Origin of the sequence: Acinetobacter sp. ESBL14, from assembly GCF_036668815.1 — a bacterium.
GTDB lineage: Bacteria > Pseudomonadota > Gammaproteobacteria > Pseudomonadales > Moraxellaceae > Acinetobacter > Acinetobacter gyllenbergii.
This window is the reverse complement of sequence record NZ_JAZEVS010000006.1, coordinates 164,859-183,263: the sequence shown is the minus strand read 5'-3', so window position 1 is coordinate 183,263 and position 18,405 is coordinate 164,859. Positions and strand designations below refer to the sequence as shown.

The 18,405-nt window shown below is 38.8% G+C and carries 20 protein-coding genes; 8 read left to right on the top strand and 12 right to left on the bottom strand.

The window, feature by feature from the left end; all coding sequences use genetic code 11:
* Positions 1-7 precede the first annotated feature (7 nt).
* Positions 8-1,108, top strand: coding sequence for an MBL fold metallo-hydrolase (locus V6E90_RS17575; protein ID WP_332606048.1), 1,101 nt, complete (start codon positions 8-10; stop codon positions 1,106-1,108).
* A gap of 160 nt (positions 1,109-1,268) precedes the next feature.
* Here the strand turns inward: V6E90_RS17575 and V6E90_RS17570 are convergent, their stop codons facing one another.
* Complete coding sequence (locus V6E90_RS17570; RefSeq protein ID WP_016540596.1) at positions 1,269-1,865, bottom strand: NAD(P)H-dependent oxidoreductase; 597 nt, start codon at positions 1,863-1,865, stop codon at positions 1,269-1,271.
* A gap of 99 nt (positions 1,866-1,964) precedes the next feature.
* Between V6E90_RS17570 and V6E90_RS17565 the strand changes: the two genes are divergently transcribed.
* Positions 1,965-2,873 carry a LysR substrate-binding domain-containing protein gene (locus V6E90_RS17565; protein ID WP_332606047.1) on the top strand — a complete coding sequence of 303 codons (909 nt, stop codon included), beginning with the start codon at positions 1,965-1,967 and terminating at the stop codon, positions 2,871-2,873.
* Positions 2,874-2,889: 16 nt separating this feature from the next.
* On the opposite strand, the gene V6E90_RS17560 is transcribed toward V6E90_RS17565, so the two are convergent.
* Positions 2,890-4,188, bottom strand: coding sequence for a Y-family DNA polymerase (locus tag V6E90_RS17560; RefSeq protein WP_332606046.1), 1,299 nt, complete (start codon positions 4,186-4,188; stop codon positions 2,890-2,892).
* 4 nt (positions 4,189-4,192) lie between these two features.
* Positions 4,193-4,804, bottom strand: coding sequence for a LexA family protein (locus V6E90_RS17555; RefSeq protein ID WP_016540586.1), 612 nt, complete (start codon positions 4,802-4,804; stop codon positions 4,193-4,195).
* Between the two features lie 290 nt (positions 4,805-5,094).
* On the opposite strand from V6E90_RS17555, the gene V6E90_RS17550 reads away from it, so the two are divergent.
* Positions 5,095-5,325 carry a hypothetical protein gene (locus V6E90_RS17550; protein WP_004652770.1) on the top strand — a complete coding sequence of 77 codons (231 nt, stop codon included), beginning with the start codon at positions 5,095-5,097 and terminating at the stop codon, positions 5,323-5,325.
* A 188-nt stretch (positions 5,326-5,513) separates the two neighbouring features.
* On the opposite strand, the gene V6E90_RS17545 is transcribed toward V6E90_RS17550, so the two are convergent.
* Positions 5,514-5,741 (bottom strand): hypothetical protein, encoded by a 228-nt coding sequence (locus V6E90_RS17545; RefSeq protein WP_332606045.1) that lies wholly within the window; start codon positions 5,739-5,741, stop codon positions 5,514-5,516.
* A gap of 339 nt (positions 5,742-6,080) precedes the next feature.
* Between V6E90_RS17545 and V6E90_RS17540 the strand changes: the two genes are divergently transcribed.
* Positions 6,081-6,680, top strand: coding sequence for a Crp/Fnr family transcriptional regulator (locus V6E90_RS17540; protein ID WP_332606044.1), 600 nt, complete (start codon positions 6,081-6,083; stop codon positions 6,678-6,680).
* A 19-nt stretch (positions 6,681-6,699) separates the two neighbouring features.
* Positions 6,700-7,599, top strand: a complete 900-nt coding sequence (locus V6E90_RS17535) for an alpha/beta hydrolase (protein WP_332606043.1) — start codon at positions 6,700-6,702, stop codon at positions 7,597-7,599.
* A gap of 25 nt (positions 7,600-7,624) precedes the next feature.
* Here the strand turns inward: V6E90_RS17535 and V6E90_RS17530 are convergent, their stop codons facing one another.
* From V6E90_RS17530 to V6E90_RS17520, 3 genes are all read right to left on the bottom strand, one after another.
* Positions 7,625-8,884: an MFS transporter gene (locus V6E90_RS17530; RefSeq protein WP_332606042.1), complete on the bottom strand. Its 1,260-nt coding sequence runs from the start codon at positions 8,882-8,884 to the stop codon at positions 7,625-7,627.
* Between the two features lie 403 nt (positions 8,885-9,287).
* Positions 9,288-9,911 (bottom strand): methyltransferase domain-containing protein, encoded by a 624-nt coding sequence (locus V6E90_RS17525; protein ID WP_332606041.1) that lies wholly within the window; start codon positions 9,909-9,911, stop codon positions 9,288-9,290.
* A complete protein-coding gene (locus V6E90_RS17520; protein ID WP_332606112.1) occupies positions 9,908-10,354 on the bottom strand; it encodes a MarR family winged helix-turn-helix transcriptional regulator in 447 nt (148 codons plus the stop codon). The genes V6E90_RS17525 and V6E90_RS17520 overlap by 4 nt, the downstream gene beginning before the upstream one ends.
* A gap of 113 nt (positions 10,355-10,467) precedes the next feature.
* On the opposite strand from V6E90_RS17520, the gene V6E90_RS17515 reads away from it, so the two are divergent.
* Both V6E90_RS17515 and V6E90_RS17510 read left to right on the top strand, forming a co-directional pair.
* Complete coding sequence (locus V6E90_RS17515) at positions 10,468-10,842, top strand: hypothetical protein (RefSeq protein WP_332606040.1); 375 nt, start codon at positions 10,468-10,470, stop codon at positions 10,840-10,842.
* Positions 10,843-10,863: 21 nt separating this feature from the next.
* Positions 10,864-11,679 carry a metal-dependent hydrolase gene (locus tag V6E90_RS17510; RefSeq protein ID WP_332606039.1) on the top strand — a complete coding sequence of 272 codons (816 nt, stop codon included), beginning with the start codon at positions 10,864-10,866 and terminating at the stop codon, positions 11,677-11,679.
* Between the two features lie 87 nt (positions 11,680-11,766).
* On the opposite strand, the gene V6E90_RS17505 is transcribed toward V6E90_RS17510, so the two are convergent.
* The 3 genes from V6E90_RS17505 to V6E90_RS17495 all read right to left on the bottom strand — a co-directional run bounded on the left by V6E90_RS17505 (position 11,767) and on the right by V6E90_RS17495 (position 14,269).
* On the bottom strand, positions 11,767-12,081 hold the full coding sequence (locus tag V6E90_RS17505; protein WP_332606038.1) for a hypothetical protein: 315 nt from the start codon (positions 12,079-12,081) through the stop codon (positions 11,767-11,769).
* 138 nt (positions 12,082-12,219) lie between these two features.
* The gene (locus V6E90_RS17500; RefSeq protein WP_332606037.1) at positions 12,220-13,113 is read right to left on the bottom strand and encodes a LysR family transcriptional regulator; all 894 of its coding nucleotides are present in this window, start codon (positions 13,111-13,113) and stop codon (positions 12,220-12,222) included.
* Positions 13,114-13,288: 175 nt separating this feature from the next.
* Complete coding sequence (locus tag V6E90_RS17495; protein ID WP_332606036.1) at positions 13,289-14,269, bottom strand: MBL fold metallo-hydrolase; 981 nt, start codon at positions 14,267-14,269, stop codon at positions 13,289-13,291.
* Between the two features lie 118 nt (positions 14,270-14,387).
* Here V6E90_RS17495 and V6E90_RS17490 point away from each other — a divergent pair, with 118 nt between their 5' ends.
* Positions 14,388-15,314 carry a LysR family transcriptional regulator gene (locus V6E90_RS17490; RefSeq protein ID WP_032860530.1) on the top strand — a complete coding sequence of 309 codons (927 nt, stop codon included), beginning with the start codon at positions 14,388-14,390 and terminating at the stop codon, positions 15,312-15,314.
* A 62-nt stretch (positions 15,315-15,376) separates the two neighbouring features.
* On the opposite strand, the gene V6E90_RS17485 is transcribed toward V6E90_RS17490, so the two are convergent.
* Entirely contained in the window at positions 15,377-15,661 is a 285-nt protein-coding gene (locus tag V6E90_RS17485; RefSeq protein WP_016660374.1) for a hypothetical protein, read from the bottom strand.
* 215 nt (positions 15,662-15,876) lie between these two features.
* Positions 15,877-18,222, bottom strand: coding sequence for a TonB-dependent hemoglobin/transferrin/lactoferrin family receptor (locus tag V6E90_RS17480; protein WP_332606035.1), 2,346 nt, complete (start codon positions 18,220-18,222; stop codon positions 15,877-15,879).
* Between the last annotated feature and the right edge of the window lie 183 nt (positions 18,223-18,405).

The window sequence follows — 18,405 nt, the reverse complement described above, 5'->3', positions numbered from 1 at the left end:
GCTCTCTATGCTTATTCTTTTTGCTATCGCTGTTGTTCTGCTCATTGCTGGCAGTGCCATATATACCCAACAACCCTTATTCGGTAAAATCCCTTCTGGTGAACGACTACAAGTCATTAAAAGTTCTCCCAACTATCGCCAAGGCCAATTTCGAAATTTAATTGAAAAATCAGGCATGAGTGAAGGTTCAAATATTGCGGTAGAACTCTACAGAACCTTTATCAAAACCATTCCTCATCGCGATCCAATTGATCCGATTCCCTCCATTAAAACCAATTTACTCAATCTCGATCCCAAACAGGATCTCATCATCTGGTTTGGGCACTCATCGGTATTTATGCAGTTGCATGGTAAAACCTTTTTGATTGATCCAGTCATGAGCGGTAAAGCCTCTCCGTTCCCTTGGGGCACCCGTGCCTATAAAGGGACTGATATCTATACAGTTGAAGACTTACCCAATATTGATTATCTACTGATTTCACATGATCACTATGACCATCTGGATTATGAAACGACGCTCAAACTCAAGGACAAAGTCAAATATGTCATTACTGGTCTAGGTGTGGGTGAACATTTTGAGTACTGGGGTTATCCTAAAGATAAGCTGATCGAAAGAGATTGGGGTGACCGAATCGAGTTTGATGATGGCATTAGTATTATCACCGAAACCACGCATCATGATTCACGACGGGCTTTTGACGGTGGCAAAAATCTTTGGGTGTCTTTCGTGATTCAGTCTCCCAATAAAAAGATTTTCTATACTGGAGATGGTGGTTATGACAAACACTTTATCGAGATTGGACAAAAATACGGTCCCTTTGATTGGGCGCTGATGGAAAATGGTCAATACGACAGCGCATGGCGTTCTGTGCATTGCCATCCAGATGAAGTGGCACAAGCGACTGAAGAACTGAAAGCACGCAATATGATTCCTGTACATCATTCCAAATTCAGTTTAGCCAAGCATGCTTGGTATGAACCGATTACCCGCATTGTTGAATATTCAAAAAGCAGGAAATATCGCCTCGCCACCCCCATGATTGGTGAATTGGTTGAGTTGGATAATGAACAGCAACCGTTTAAACAATGGTGGAAGAATATTCGCTAATTTAATCATGATTTTTATATCAGCCTCATTTCAATGAGGCTTTTTAATTGGCTGGACACAATCCCGAGATAGGAAGTAGTCATTTAAACATAAAAAATCGGACAAACAGGCACCCTGCTTGTCCGATCCTACCAAGAGTCGGTAGTAAGGGGATGTTGTTTTAAACAGCAACCTGCTGTGCTTTTAGATGCGCATCTTTTAATGCATCTACCTTTAATGCAGGAATATCCAGCCCTTCCGCATAGACAAAACTCACATGATGGATACCCATCAGGCCTAAAACAGACTGAAGATAAGGCGTTACCGCATCCGTCACCTGTCCCAAATGGATTCCACCACGACTGGTCATCACAATGGCTTTCACATTTTCAACCAGACCTTGCGGGTAAGTTTCGGTATATCGGAAGGTGTGACGGGCACGTGCGACCAAATCGAACCAGTTTTTTAACTGTGTCGGAACATTCAGGTTATACATCGGCGCACCAATCAGCAATAAATCGGTAGCCTTCAGCTCAGCGATGAGTTCATCTGATAGCTGGATAATCTTTTGAATTGGAGCAGCAACATTTTCAGCGCCGCGTAAGGCATGGAAAATCTCGGCATCTAGTACAGGTAGATTGAGGGCTGCTAAATCACGAATGATCACCTCATCCTGCAAGCCTTTTTCAGCACGCTCTTGTAGAAATACATCGACTAAACGACTGGTTTGTGATTGATCACCCATAATGCTTGATTTCAATACCAACACTTTCGCCATGTCTGTTCTCCATATCTTTGATGAAGCTATCTTACTATTAGATTTAAATCACCAGTAGTGATACTATTTCGGCAAATTGATTCCTAAAAATCTACAATAATGCAAACTGAACTCAGTACGATCTCAATCTTTGTTACAGTGGTTGAAGCTGGAAACTTTAGTAATGCAGCTGAACAACTCCATCTGACCCGTTCAGCGGTCAGTAAAAGTATCGCTCGCTTAGAAGAGCGCTTAGGTGTCACGTTATTTAAACGCACCACTCGCACATTGAGCCTAACCACAGAAGGTGCGCTATTTTATGAACATAGCCATCGTGCGCTCGAAGAAATCCATACTGCTGAAAGCTTATTAGATCAAGGTAAAATCAATGCGACAGGCTTATTAAGAATTTCGGCGCCCGTTCTATTTGGACAGCTCTATGTCGCACCACTGATGGTTGAACTTGCCCAGCGCCATCCAGACTTGCAGGTCGAGCTTTGCTTCAATGATCGCACCGTAGATCTCGTTGAAGATGGCTTTGATTTGGCCATTCGGATTGGAGCACTGCCAGATAGCAATCATTTGGTTGCAAGAAAGCTGGGGGATCACCGCATGCTGCTCTGTGCAACACCAGAATATCTTAAAAAGTCGGGTAGCTTAAATCAGCTTGATGAGCTACAACAGCATACAACGATTGCCTATCCTTATTCAGGACAACAACCCAAATGGCATCTTCAAGATGCACATAAACAGAGCTACATCATCAAACCACAAGCAAAATTGATGTTGAATGATATGCAGGCGATTAAAAATACCGTCCTCTCACATCATGGCATTGCCTGGTTACCCGATTGGCTAATTCATCACGAACTGCAGCAAGGAACTTTAATTCAAGTTTTGGCAAATTTCTCCAGTGTTGACTTTCCAATCCATGTCATTTGGCCCACTCTGCCCTTCATGCCACTAAAAACCCGTTTGGCGATTGATCTGTTGGTCGCGGTATTCCCATCTCAGCTCAGTGTGAATTAACCCCCATCTATAATCATTATCCAACCTTTAAAACTTGATCCCAGTTAGTCAAATAACTCGGTGATTTATGATTTTGAGTCATACGCCATGCCTGCCCATGAGGTGTGATTAAACGTCCTAATGTCATGGTATCTCGCCCAAATTTCTCATTAATATCATCAAACGCCACAGAAAGCTTTCGTCGAGCAAGCAGCTCATCGGTATCATGAAATAAATCAACAGCATGACTATGTTGTGGAATAATATCCAACAAAATCACTTCTGCTTTTTTATAGCGATGCCCTGCTTGATAAATACGGTCTAGTCCCTGCTGTACCGCCTTGATAATCTCTAAACGGTCATCGCTGTAGTCAGAGAGATACACCACTGTATAAGGTCGATAATATTGATCTTTGTTAAACCGATTGGTTCGAATGCTGACACCAACCGCCTTACATAATAGTTTCTGATGCCGTAAGCGCTCTATGGCACGTAAACTAAATTCAGTCAGTGCGCCACTTAAATCACTTTTCTCTTGAATCGGCTGGCCAAATGAACGACTACTCAACACTTGTCGTCGCTCAGTCACAATATCCTCGATTTCTAAGCAGGCCATGCCCTGTAATTCTTTCACCGTATTTTCCATCACTACAGAAAAATACTTGCCTAGCATTTTCGGGTCAGCTTGAACTAAATCCATCACCGAGCAGATATTCATTTTTTCCAAACGCTGACGAATCTTTCGCCCAACGCCCCACACTTCGCCCGCGGGTATCCGCAGCAATAAGTCTTCAATCACGCATGGGTCTTCAGCCACGATATTACAGACACTATTAAAACAGGGATGGGTTTTGGCCAAATGATTGGCAAGTTTGGCTTGTGTTTTGGAATAACCAATCCCGATACAACAGGGCAATCCCAACCAATTTTTAACGGTATCTAAAATTTGATGGGCGTATTCAGTTAAATCATAACTGTGCTGATAAGCCGTCAGCTCTAAAAAACATTCATCAATCGAATACACTTCCTGTTCACACGGATCAACAAAACTCCCTAAAATGTTCATAAAACGGCGTGACATTTCCGCATACAAGGCATAATTACTGGAAAAGACCTGTACCTGATGTTGTCGAATAATCTCTTCAATTTGGAAGAATGGCACAGCCATTCGAATACCGAGCTTTTTTGCCTCATAAGAACGAGAAACCACACAGCCATCGTTATTTGACAAGACCACCACAGGACGCTGTTCCAACTTTGGATTAAACACACGTTCGCAACTGACATAGCAGTTATTCACATCAATCAAAGCAAAAATACGTTGCGGCAGACTCATTGGCTTACCTCATTGGCTTCAGGTTATAAGTCACAACACCCCAGATCAGTAGCTCTTGCCCCTCTGTAATATAAATATTCTGATAATCTGGATTTTCGGCTTTCAACCAGACTTTCGGTGGACTGAAATGATGATCAACCATCAAGCGTTTGACGGTAAAATCATTGTCAACCAAAGCAATCACAATATCTCCAGACTTGGCTGGAAGACTACGATCCACCACTAAAGGATCATCAATATCAATTCCAGCATCCAACATCGACAGCGAGTTCGCTTTAACAATAAAAGTTGAGTTTTCGTTACGAATTAAAAACTCATTTAAATCGAGCGCTTGTTCAACATGATCTTGGGCAGGCGACGGAAAACCGGCAGCAACTCGTTCCGTTGCCAATGGAATATGATAAATTCGATCATTCTTGGCTTGCACATTTTGGATTTTCATCGAAGTAGTCAAATCTGTACGTGCATCGGTTTTGACATTATTCAGTAACCAATTTTTGATGAAATCAACTTGAGACTCAGGCACTCGAATCACTTTGGTTGGTTCACTAAATTGTGCTTTGCGCCCTGCATTGCTTCTGGCACCGCCATGCTCAAATTCATTTTTTTTGGACATAACTTCCCCCACCCAAGTTTAAAATACCTGCAAATAATTTAACTTGAAAAAGTTACAAATTCAAGTTGACGTACAATTAATTTTGCATAACAATAAATTCCATAGATCAGATTTTGGCTTGTTTCACTTAGACAAGGATGTAGGGCAAACCAATATTTATGTTTTAAATGAATGACTTATGATTTTTTAAAAAATTTAAAATGATTAAGTTATTGATCTAACTCATGAATATATTTGATCTCTCAGCAGTTAGGTTCTATCCAAATATTTTTGATGTGGAGACATGAAAAATGAACAATCGACGTGATGCTATTCTTGGTTATGCTGACGAACAACATGCTTTCTTTATTCGCCTAATCGAGAACAATACTGTGTTAGGTGATAGCTACGGGCTATTTTGTGACAACCAAAATAGTGAAGCCGCAGAAAGTATTATGACCACACTTTTTTTAAAGAAATCTTTTTGGCTCAATGGTTCAGAGTTTAATGACATTGTTAAAGGGCTTAACCCAATTCATTGATAAAACATATCGATTCAATATGACCCTACTATAAAAAGAGCTTGTACAATGACTGTGAAGAGACAAGCTCTTTATTTTTTATCTGTGATCTAACCAGTTTTCAAATAGCTGGTATTGCTCACAAATAAAAAACCCACCTATTTGATCGCATCAGTGGGCCTTTATACGGTTGAATCATCGGGTTAAATTCAGATAAATCTTTTATCGTTTACAGGTGCAACTAGCTTATAAATTTTTCCATCAGTATCGCTTTCAAAAAGTAAGTCAATATTTGGAAAAATGATATTTCCTTCTACTTCAATATGTTCAACCCGTTTAAAAAAAGGAATATCTTGGTTTTCTAAATCATTGAGCTGTGCAACGACAATCGATTCATTTTCTTCTTGATCCTTGACGATGACTGTAATCTTATCCATAACAGTTCTCCCAATATCTATAGTTCATAGGACTATGGGAAATTTTCGATAAATTGTCGACTAAATGGTTGTAACAAGAGTTATAAGTATTATCTTTTTATTTTTTTAGACTCTAAGTCGTTGAAGTTGACTCTAAAATTATAAATTTCGTTAATATTTATTTAACCGAACAGTTACAGTTCACTGAAAAACGTATCAAAATAATTCATTCTGGTTTCTTTGCCAGACATCTGAAATGAATACGCTGCTTAACATTTATCAATGAAATTTGCAGCTATTTACAAGATGCTCATATCAAAATAAGTACCTTAGCATTTAGTAGCCAATACCAGATCAATTATGACGACACGAACACATCAAGATATTGAAATTGTGAGTAATACCATTTTCAAATATCTTATATCCAATCAAGAGTTATTGAATCATGTCATGCATCATCTTGAATACCAAGAATTTAATGATGGAGAGCTAATTGCATATGCAGGTCAGAATGTCGATGGATTCAGCATCATTAGCTCTGGGAGAGTCCGCTACTATTACACCATGTTGGATGGTAAAGAACGAAATAAAGCCTTCTTTACCCAAGGTCAGCTTATTGGTTCATTAAGTGCATACTTAACCTCTCAGGCGCTTCCTTTTAGTATTCAGGCCTTAGGTAATGTCCGGCTATTTAAAATCCCTATTAAGCTGGTTGAGTCACTCAGAGAAAAATATCCAACAGAAGTTGAACTATTTATTGGTCGAGTTGCAAAAGAATTATTCATACGCAATGAACAACGGGAAGCCATGCTGCTCACGGCCAATGCAGAACAGAGATATCACTGGGTGCTGATGAATGAACCGTGGATTGTCGACCAAGTGGCTCAATATCATTTGGCCTCGTATTTAGGGATCGAAGCAGAGTCACTATCACGAATCAAAAAGAAATTTTCGGACTAATCTATTTAGGGCTTAAAGCATGGTGAGTTTAAGAGCATATACCGCGATCACATTATTTGGTTGGCAAAAAAAATTATTATTATTACATCCCAATAATACCAAATTGATGCGGAGAATCTTCGAACAAGGGACCAGCATTGTTCCGATACCCAGTCAGTTGAGCTTTGAACATAGTCATATCGAAAACTTGCCTATCCTTAGCATTCACAATCAATCAACGAATAAAGTCAAAGGCCGTATTTTATTTTATATTCATGGCGGTGGTTTCGTTATCGGTAGCCCACACAGTTATCGTGCCTACGTCGGCACCTTATGCAAACTTGCCAAAGCAGAATTTGCCTATTTACCAGATTATCGTTTAGCTCCAGAACATCCCTACCCAGCAGCACTAGAAGATGTCTTGTTGGCATGGCAAAGTTTATCCGACAAATTTCCAGCGCATGAAATTTTACTTGCAGGAGACTCTGCAGGTGGAAACTTAGCCTTAGCGTTGAGTGTCATTCTAAGAGATAAACAGCTCAACATACCTAAAAAAATCTACTTACAATCGCCTTGGTTAGACCTGACCTTAAGCTCATTGAGCCATGCTAGACAAGATAAACGAGATCCTTTTCTGGGCACCTATTTTTTGGAACGGGATTTTGCAAGACATTATGCCAAAGACCATCTCCGGAATGATCCATTATTATCACCGTTATATGCTGATTTTACAGGCCTTCCACCGCTACTGGTACAGGTCGGTTCTCGGGAGGTTTTACTTGATGATAGTCGTGAATTTGCAAAAAGAGCGAAGGCTGCCAATGTTTCAATCACCTTATCAATTTGGACCGGAATGTGGCATGCATGGCCACAAATTCCATTTGTTCCAGAGAGTAGAAATGCATTGATCGAGGCTGGAAAATGGTTAGACCATAACTAAACGAGATATAAAGTTAGTAACCCGATTACATCTTATCTTTTATTTTTGAAGGGTGAGATTCTTCACTAAAAATTAAAAGGATAAAACCAGAGATAAACATAGCGATCGCTACAAACCAAAATGCAGCGTTTAATGCACCAGAGAGATATGCCGCGAGTCCTAGCCCCAATGCTCCAATCGCATAGCCCAAATCCCGCCAAAAACGATATATTCCTATAGCGGTGCCTCTCCAAATTGCAGGAGTAAAATCAGCAATTGCAGCAGATAAGTTAGGATATAATAATGCCATTCCAAACCCAGAGACTGCTGCGGAGGAAACCCACCACGTTATGCCATTACCTAGCATCATTAGCGCAACACCAGCCCCACATATCCACATTCCCGAAATATTCAACCAATGCCGCCCTACTTTATCCGATAACCTCCCTGTACCTAATTGAGATATCCCCCATACCACCCCATATACGCCAATCACCCAACCAATCTGAGACAAACTTAACCCCGCTTTAAACAGAAAGATTGGATAGATAATCCAGACTAGAGCATCAACAAATTTCTCAACTAGTCCTGCCTGAGATATAGCAGCTAATCGTTTATCTGTTAATGAAACTCGCTTAAATATTTCCCAGGTTGACGGAAGCTGATTAAATACAGGTTGAGTAGATACTGTCATGGCTTTAGCCCAAGCTAATGTATCTTTGACAAAAATTAATGAACATAAAAAACCAGTACTGATCACCACTAGACCAAATACAAGCAATCCTATTCTTGCACCTAAGACTGTTGCCAGATATCCTGTTATCACGCCTGCTATAGCCAAACCGACATAACCAGCAAACTCATTAAATCCTAAAGTCATGCCACGTTCATTCGGTTGTGTAATATCTAATTTCGCAGTTTGCGTCATAGACCAACAAAGACCTTGATTAACCCCTAAACAAATTGTGGCAATAACGATCCAATTCCAGTTTGGAGCAAATGCAATAAGAAATGGAATTGGAAATGCAAACAACCACCCCAAGATTAATACTTTCTGGCGTCCAATTTTCTCAGAAAGCCAACCTGCAACAAAGTTCAAAATACTTTTGACAACCCCAAAAGCTACGACAAAAGACACCAATAATAAAAATGAACCTCTTGCTACACCAAATTCACTTTCAGCTAATGCAGGTATTACTGTACGCGTCATACCAATAGTCAAACCAACCAAAAGAACCTGAAATAACTGGTGAATAAATTGTTCTTTATTTACAGCAATTCCATAATGATATGTTGGATGTTTCATATTATTTCCATAGTTTTATTTAGTAAACATTGCTTATCAATCACATCATTTTTAGTATGATTTAGTGCACTTATTTAAGAAATAAAGCGGTTGTAACCACATTCGTTTGTTTGTAAAACTAACGCTAAAGAAAGTAAAATACAATGAAGGTTATTGAATTACACTTCAACAAAATCATCTTTATAAACTGTATTATTCAATTAAATTAAAAAAATAATTAGCTTTTTAAAAAAGCTAATTATTTTAGCAAAACTTATTTTTAACGTTCTCTGTAAATAAAAAAGCAAACCAGATCAAATACGTATATCAATCTAGTCCAGTGACATGTACGGGTGAAATTTCAAAAAGATGTGTTATTACAATCTTTGTAAGATGAAATTTAAAATTATATTCTTCTCAAAATTTATCTTTTAAATAGCCACATCGTATGAATAAAATTTTGCTTAGTGTCCCAAGGTGTTAAATGAATTGAGATATCGTGATGAACCAGCTGAAAGCCCTCCCCAAGTCTCTGTGCTAACTTTTCAACACTATAACGCTCGACAGGTAAACCACTACACTGTGTTGGTCCATCTTCAGCAAAGGTAGAAATCATCAAAATCCCATCTTGCTTCAAGGCGTAACGTACATTTTGTAGATATTGCTCCTGTTGCTCTTCCGTTACCATAAAATGAAATACCGCTCGGTCGTGCCATAAATCAAAGAATTGCTGTTCTAATACTACTGTACAAATATCAGCAACTTGCCAATGAATCTGGCTAATATCTACGCCTTTTCCACTCAGTCTTTCCCGTGTTGCCTTCAATGCTGTTTCAGATAAATCAAGCACATGCAGATTTTTATAGCCCGCCTCGACAAGCTGATCAATGAGCAGTGATGCACCGCTCCCAACATCAATAATTTTTACATCAGGTGATAGATTCTGAGATTGGATTAGCTCTAATGTTTTCTGGTCTTGTTGTTGATACCAACTCACTTGATCAACCTGTTTCGATTGATAAACATCTTCCCAATAATTATTGCTCATTTTAGATCCTTATCAATTGTAGAAAGACAATCAACAGCTTGACCCAATAACTTGTTCAACATTTCATATTGCTCTTGCCCTAAACATTCTTCTAATTTTTGTTCGATCGTTTGATGAACCTCTACCCCAATGCCGAGCAAGGACATCCCTGTTTCTGATAGGGAAACCTGCTTTTCTCTGCGATCTTCTTCCGAACTCTCAACATTGACCCAACCGTTTTCATCTGCTCTTTTCAACAATCGGCTCGCTTCTTGTTTGGAGCACTCTAACGTCTTTGCAATTTTGGTCAAAGTACATGGTCCAGACATGAGTGAAGCAAAAAAAGCAAAAGGTAGAGATTTTATTTTACAGCGCTGTAAAGAAATCTTTTCCCCGATCCTTTTCACATCACAAGTTGCTTTAAGCATCAGTAAGGTTGCTGATGGTGGTAGACCGTCATTCATTAAATCCAAGAGAAACTCCCTTAATCTAAAAATTAGTACATGGTGTTGACAAATTTTATTTTCAATTCTATTTTAGTCCACATCATGTACTAATTCAATGAGAGGATTCAAAAATGCAAACTTTAGTCTTTGTTTATAATGGTGATAGTGGTTTGGTTAACAGCCTTATGCATTTGATGCATAAGACGATTTCTCCTGAAACCTATGAATGTCAGCTCTGTGCAATTGTTTATGATGGTGCACGTCAAAGTAAGGACTGGAAAAACTTCATTAACGACCTAAACATCCAAGCTGAATATTTCCATAGAGATACATTCATTAAAGCCTATGGAAATTTAAACGCTGATTTACCTGCTGTATTTCTTAAAACCCCAAATGAATCTTTAGAACTAGTGATTAGTGCCTCAGATTTCCAATCACTCAAAACAATGGAGCAGCTTCAACAAAAAATTAAACAGATTCTAGCTCAGGCTACCTCTGCAACATAAAAATATAGGTGGAGAATGAAAATGGGTGCACTTAAATCAAGTAAGGTAATTCCGAGACGGATGAACTTTCAATTTGCAGACAACATTCCTCGTTACTGGTTTTCAGATGACCAGTTTAAAAGTATTTTAATGACTGCCTTTTCTGCGACATTACCAGAAGGTGAGCGCTTTTTTATTCGTAGTTTCCGACACTTCCAGCCCATGATCAAAGATGCAGAACTGCAAGCTGATGTCCGTGGTTTTATTGGCCAAGAAGCACATCATGGATATGAACATGATGCCTTCAATGCGCTTATGACACAGGCAGGAATGCCCACCTTAGCAATTGAAAACTTAGTAAAACGTTTTTTAGATTGGTTCTCTAAAAATATGTCTCCTGAAAGGCAACTTGCGAAAACTGTTGCCCTAGAACATTTCACGGCAATGTTTGGCGAAATGATTCTTATGTATCCTGAGATTCTTAAAGGCGCACATCCTCAAGTTAAACAACTCTGGTTATGGCATGCCTTGGAAGAAGTTGAACATAAATCAGTAGCTTTTGATGTTTATAAAGAACAAGTTGATAATGAATGGATTCGCTTGTCTGAAATGTTCGTGAATACTTTTACCTTTATCGGATTTTACAGTATTCATTATTTCCAATTGAAACATCAACTCAACGATAAAACAGATTGGCGTTCTGTTTATGATGGTTGGCAGTGGTTATTAGGCAAAAAAAGCGGTGTCTTAAATAAGATTGGAAAACACTATCTTGAGTTCTATCACAAAGACTTTCATCCAAATCAAAGAAATACTGATAATCTCGTAAAAAAGTGGAGAGAAAAACTTCATCTATAAAACAAATTCTAAAAAATGAATCCTTTTGCTATTTTAAGTTTAAGGATTGATTTATTTGTACAAAACTCTTGTTGCTAATTATTTGTATCACTCAATCTTTTCTTTTTTTAATTTCATTTTATCCTCTAACTGTTCATCAGTTTGTTCAACTTGATTTTTTAACTCTAAGTATTGTCTGGCATCATCTCGACGATGAATCCCACCAAGTTTTAAGGCTTGTGTATCAACCTCCTCATCAATATCTGCTTTTTTAGTCGACTGCTTAATCAGTGAAGACTTACTTTTTTCTGGCAAGGGATTTTTTGAAGCACCTTGCTCTCCATTCACGTCTACGGGCATATCAGTGGCCCAAATGAGCGTTGATGCCATCAGAATTGACATCAAACATAGTATTCTTCTCATGCTTATGCCCGAGTAATTTTTTAATTTTAATGCATTATATTAGCACGTTAGCATAAACTTAGAGATTTTAATTTTCCGTAGAACTATGCAAAATTGACACTATTCTCCCTGAAATAACAGATTTAATTGATATCGATTTTATTCACTAAAATAGCGCTCACTTAAAATTCGTGCAAAATAATTCACCTCATTTAAATAGCGTTGATCAGCATAAACAATCCCTACGTTTAAACTGACATTAAAATCTTCGACCGCCACAATTTCGAGATCCGAGTTAAATGCAGGGTGCTGATCAATAAAAGGCTTTGGAAAAATCCCTAAACCATCTCCATTTAAAATACTGTGTAACTGCGGTTCTATCCCAAAAATTTCTTTATTTGCATATAGGAACAACTTTCGTTCTTTTAGTTCTTTATTTAAGCACTCTCTAAAGCAGCATCCTTCAGGGTGGATCACCCAACCTTTCCTACTGCATCGCTCCAAACTGGTATGTTCTTTAACGCCACTTCTGACTGAAACCACAACTAAAGGTAAAGTCCCAATATTCAAGAAAAATAAATGGCTAGAAAGATTAAGATTGGAAGGAATCATTACAATTGCAAGCGGCAACTCACTCTCCGCAACTTGCTGAATCAGACTTCGCCCCCAACCGCTTTGTATTTCAATACTGGTTAAATAATGGTCGTGCTTATACTTTTCATAAATATACTCTGAGAGATCATCCACCAAGGTAATTGGAACCCCGATATTGATTTTTTCTTGTTTTGGAAGGACCTCTTGCTGATGAAAATACTCTAATTGTTCCATTTGCTCGAGGATATAACGACCTTTAAAGTAGACTTGCTCTCCCAAATGCGTGAGTTGTAAAGGTCTGCTTTTTCGATTAAACAGCTTTCCTTTTAGTTTTTTCTCAATATTATTAATACGTTTAGTTACAGTAGATTGATCAATACCTAACTTTTCTGAAGTTACAGTTAAAGAAGAGTTTTCAACAGCATATATAAACGTTTCTAAATCTTTAATTTCTAACACCGTAATACTCTTCTACCTATTCATTAGACCCGTTCTAAATCACTTAGAAACGCTTTCATCACTGGCTTTGCATTTCACTATGATGCTCCGTATACATTTACGTTTCATACGAAATTATCAGACTCGATATAAACTCAGCAGAAAGCTCCCCCTCCTTTTTATCCGAGAATATGGACTACCAATTCCCTCGACGATGATTGGTTACCCAACGATACATGCCTTGAATATTCGGTATTTTCATCGTACTGAAACCAATCCAGTCCTGAACATCTGGGCCGAATTTGACATTACGATAAAGCTGATCCCACGACTGTCCTGCGCGAACCAAGTCCAAAACTTGTTGATGTAAATCGACAATGTAATGGCGCAATGCGATCTGATCTTCACGTGTGGCAGGGCTATAGTGTCCAACATCAATAAAATCGACATCTTGCTTGATTACCCAATCCAAGGTATCAATCCAACCTGTGTAATAGAAATCTAAAAAATCATTGTATGGCATGCTCTTACTTTCACACACATCAGTACATTGCAAAGCTTTGTATTTAGGAAAAAGTACCATGACCATACTGTCTGAATGGCTAGGTGCAACGTAATGTAATAACACGTCCTCGCCCCCTAGACTAATCTTCATGTCTTGATCAAACACTCGATCAGGCAATGCAGTGGCTAATTTTTCCCCAACAATCGGTTCAAGACTACGTTGATTGGCGATAATGGTTGCCCCATCTGCTTTAAAGACTTGCCCACCACTAATATGGTCTGCATGGGCATGGGTATAGACCACATATTTTACAGGCACATCAAAACGTTTCTTGATTTCATCTTTTAGCCATGTTGATGTACAGGTCATCGCTGGATCAATGACCAAAGCACCTTCTTTAGTGATCAAAACCAAACCGCTATGTACGGCTAAGCCTGCGCCCGTGGTATGTCGATATAGATTACCTTTGACTTGGACTAAACTTCTTGGATTATCTGGACACGGGGCTGCTGTAAAATCACTTAGCACAGGACGGTTCTGGTACAGCGAATGATCTACAGAAATTCCATTATCTTTTGCGAAAGCAGAACTCAGAGGCAATGACAGCAATAATGCTACAAAAAATTTATTGCTCAGAAATGCCCTAATTCTTTGATTTTTAAACGTACCCATCGACAACCCCTGCATAGATTTCACGGAGACCAATCTAACAAGTTCAGCCCCCGGACAAAACCCACAAAATCCGCAATATACTGTCCTAAAATTAGCAACAATAATGGGTTGGGCTGCCATGCAAAAACTTGATGATCTGTTATTATTTGCAGAGGTAGTCGAACACGCAGGGTTTTCAGCTGCGGCACGTAATTTGGGTCTACAGCGCTCTAAACTCAGTCGACATATTTCAGAACTGGAAAATAGAATTGGCGTCCGCTTATTACATCGCAATACACGAAATGTTGTTCTTACCCCTGCTGGAGAAGAAGTCTATATTCATGCAAAAGCATTAAAGCAAGCCGCACAAAATGCTTTTGCCGTTGCAACCGATCTTGCAGGTGATCCTAAAGGGACATTGAGAGTGGGTTGCTCTTCTACTTTTGCTCAAGAAGCATTGCTGCCTATTCTTGATTCGTTTTTACGTCAATATCCTAAGATCCGCCTGATCATTAACACATCAGATCACAATATTGATTTAATCAGCGCACAAGTCGATCTAGTTTTTCGAATTTCCTCCAAACTTCTCAATGATTCGAGCTTAATTATTCGTCCAGTCTGCGATTTACCGATGGTACTGGTTGCTAGTCAGAATTATATGAGGGATAAAGAAAAAATTGAGTCGCCAGAACAACTCAAACAGTTAAATTTCATTGCTTTAAGTGTGCAAATGAACCTGATCTCCCAAATATTCACCAGTCAAAATAATGACTTAAATACAGTACTACTCGAGCCTTATATCAGTTGTGGCAATATGTCGGTACTCAAATCGGCTGTGCAACAAGGCATGGGGGTTGCGGTTCTGCCCTGGTATTTATGTGCCAATGAACTAGAGTCTGGCCAATTTGTAAATGTCTTTAAAGCTGATTCTGCATGGTCACCTCAAGCGTCTTTAGTGAATGCACTTATTCCAACACGGGAAAATATTTTATTAGCAACCAAGCTCTTTTTAGATTTTTCAATTCCACGGCTACGGCATAAACTAAATCCTGCATTGAGCAACTAAATGGTTAATTTTAAAATACAACCATCCAGCAATAAAATAACTTCTTTAATATCAAAATATTATCACTGTTCATATAGACACCGACACTTGCCGAACATATTATAAATAAAGTAAACAGGTGCATCGATAGGATATACATCCCGATCAAGTAAATAGAAAATTTCTCCATCATCCAATATGGTTAGAATTTTGTTTTTCCGTTTTAAGATAATACCATGTTTGATTATTTTCTGAATTTCTTCTGCATCAATTTTAAACTGATAAAAGCAAACAATTTGCCCTGTTTTCAAATGCTCTGGAACAATCTTTTTGTACTTTCCACAGGTCAAGCAAATCCACTTTTTCATTATCAATGCTCTGCAAAAAGCTCCCCTTATTGTATAAAAAGCAGCCAGTAAAAAATTAACAGCAAAGCATTAAAAAATTATCATTTCGTGAAAATTTAAATATTTATTCATATTAGGACAGGCTTATATTCTTCAGTATAAGTACAGATGCTTAGATACCCCTCACATCTGTACTTGCTCTGGATAAAAGCTATAAATACGACACTTCAGCACCACTAGAATCGCTGTGAAATACTGAGCTTATAATCGCGACCGGTACCAGTCATATATTCACCTAAATACATTTTATAGTCTCGATTAAATAGATTATCGATTGAAAAATTTAAAGTTGGACCTTTTTCACCAATAGGTTGCCAATCCGCATAAACACCATGTAGCGAATACCCCTTGGTTTTGGGTAAAGAAAAAGAGGATGCTGCAATCGATTTATCGTTATCAGACAAGCTACGATCCTGTTTAGCTACAAAGATTCCTCGCCAGCCCATGGTTAAATGATGTTCAGGTACATTCACACCTAAGGTCGCTGTTGCCTTTTTCGGAGGGATATCTGTCATCCATGTTTTTTGTTCAAACCAGGGATTTACAGGTGAATTGTCACGTTGACCACGAATATAAGAATAGGTTAAACCTGTGAACCAAGTTGGCTGATTGTAGAAAATCTCGGCCTCATAGGCTTTGATGGTATAGTCAGTGACATTACGATAAAAGCCATGCTTATAGTTTCCATTACAATCATTAATACTGCCATTTCCGCCATTGGCATTGTTTTCCGCTTGTGCCTTACAGAAGGTTGATCTGTTTCGGAAAATTTCATCCCCCCCCCGATTATGATGATAAGTCAAACGAACTTGTAAGTGGTCTTGCTCTGCAAAAACATCATCAAAGTTCATTTCATTACCAAGGCGGATCGCCAACATTTTTTCAGGCAATAAATAACGACTGGTTGATGGTACAGAGGTTATTGCCGATTGCACATAATATTGCTCGTCAACACGGGGGGCACGCCATGTTTTACTGATATTGGCAAACCAAGTGAGATAATCGGCCTGCTTCCAAGCCAAAGCTAAACGTGGCGACCAACCCGTGTAGGTTTTGCTTGAATAATCATGCCCTGCACTTGGATCATTATAACGTGATGCTCGGTTTGGATTGCCAGTATTGGTAATATGATCATAGCGAAGCGATGGTGTAATCGTGAAACTATTGATCTGGTATTGATCTTCTACAAATGCACTCAACATTTGCTGTTTGCCTGAAGGCATATAATTTGGTTCATAATAACCAAAGTTATAGTCTGGTTTTTTAGCGTTGTTCTTATCGTAAATGAGTGAGTTCTGCTCCATCTTTTGATATTGCGCCCCAACCTTTAATTTATGTGCGCCATAGGTAGTCGCAATATCACTAATATTACTGAGTTTAAATGCGGTATTGGTATAGGTCACCCAACTTTCATTGCCCAATGTTGCCGCCGATCCAGTCACACTTGGTAATCTTTGATCATGCTGATCGGTCTTTGAATAAGATACTGTTGCCTTCAAATTTACATACGGGTTTGATTCAGGGTTTAATTCATATCCAACCGAATAGCTGCTATCGTTTTGATCACGATAGACCAAACGCCGTTTCCATGCTTCCTCATATCCATATTTTTTAATATCTGCTTCTGTTGGAACTGCATCTTGATCTCGCATTGCCGCAAAAGGTTCCCAGCCCTTATGCCCACTTTGCATTGCATTCAAACTAATTTTTTGGCTGTCTGTCGGATGAAAATTGAGTTTGGCCAAATAAGTATCCTGCTGCTGTGCAGAATACAAAAACTTGCTGCCGTCAGGGCGTTGAACATCGCCACTATCTCGATTGGTATAGTAAAACATCCCATCAACGACACCATTTTCACTCTTTCCATACACAGCACCGGTATAGGTATTTTGAGAATTATTGGAAAATCGTGAATATTTAAAGAAAGCACCGATATTTTTATCGTTGGTCAATAAATCAGTCGCATCTTTAGTTTCTAAAGTGACCTTTCCTCCAAAGCCACCATTTCCTACCTCAACATTATGTGGACCTTTATCGACTGTAATCTTCTTTAACAGTTCAGGTTCAATAAAGACTGAACCTTGACGATATTTATCAAAACTTTTGACCGAATCATCTAAGGTAATGGGAACATCCTCAACACCTCCCATCCCTAAGATATTAATGGTTTGTCCACCTGGCCGAGGTGAGCCAGCAGAACCCACACTCGGCATGTGGTCCAACAATTGTGCTACATTGTTGGCTTGATAACGATCAATCGCTTTTTGATTTAAGACACTCTGACCAAATTGAATGGTATCGTCCTTATCCGCCTGCACCACAATTGGTGTCATTTGATAAATTTGATTTTGCGCATTGGTCTTAGATAATGTTTCTTGTACAAGCGGTACTTTTGTGACGCTATCGGCCAAAACAACCTTGGTATTATCTGCATAGACAGGCATAGTCAAGGTATACATAGATAAAGCAATAGCCATTACAAGAGGCTTAATCACCTTTGTTTGAGGGAGAGATTGGGGCATAAACTTCACCAGAAGATCAAAAGCATCGGCAACCTAAATCAGGTGCTAAAATAATCGACGCTTTAACCGTATAAAAAATAATAAAAATCAAGATTCAATAAAGCGTTGCAGCATACGCCAAATCATTGTGACTACAAACCTAATTGGCTGGAGTTCAACAGTAGCAAGACACCGTCTATGGTT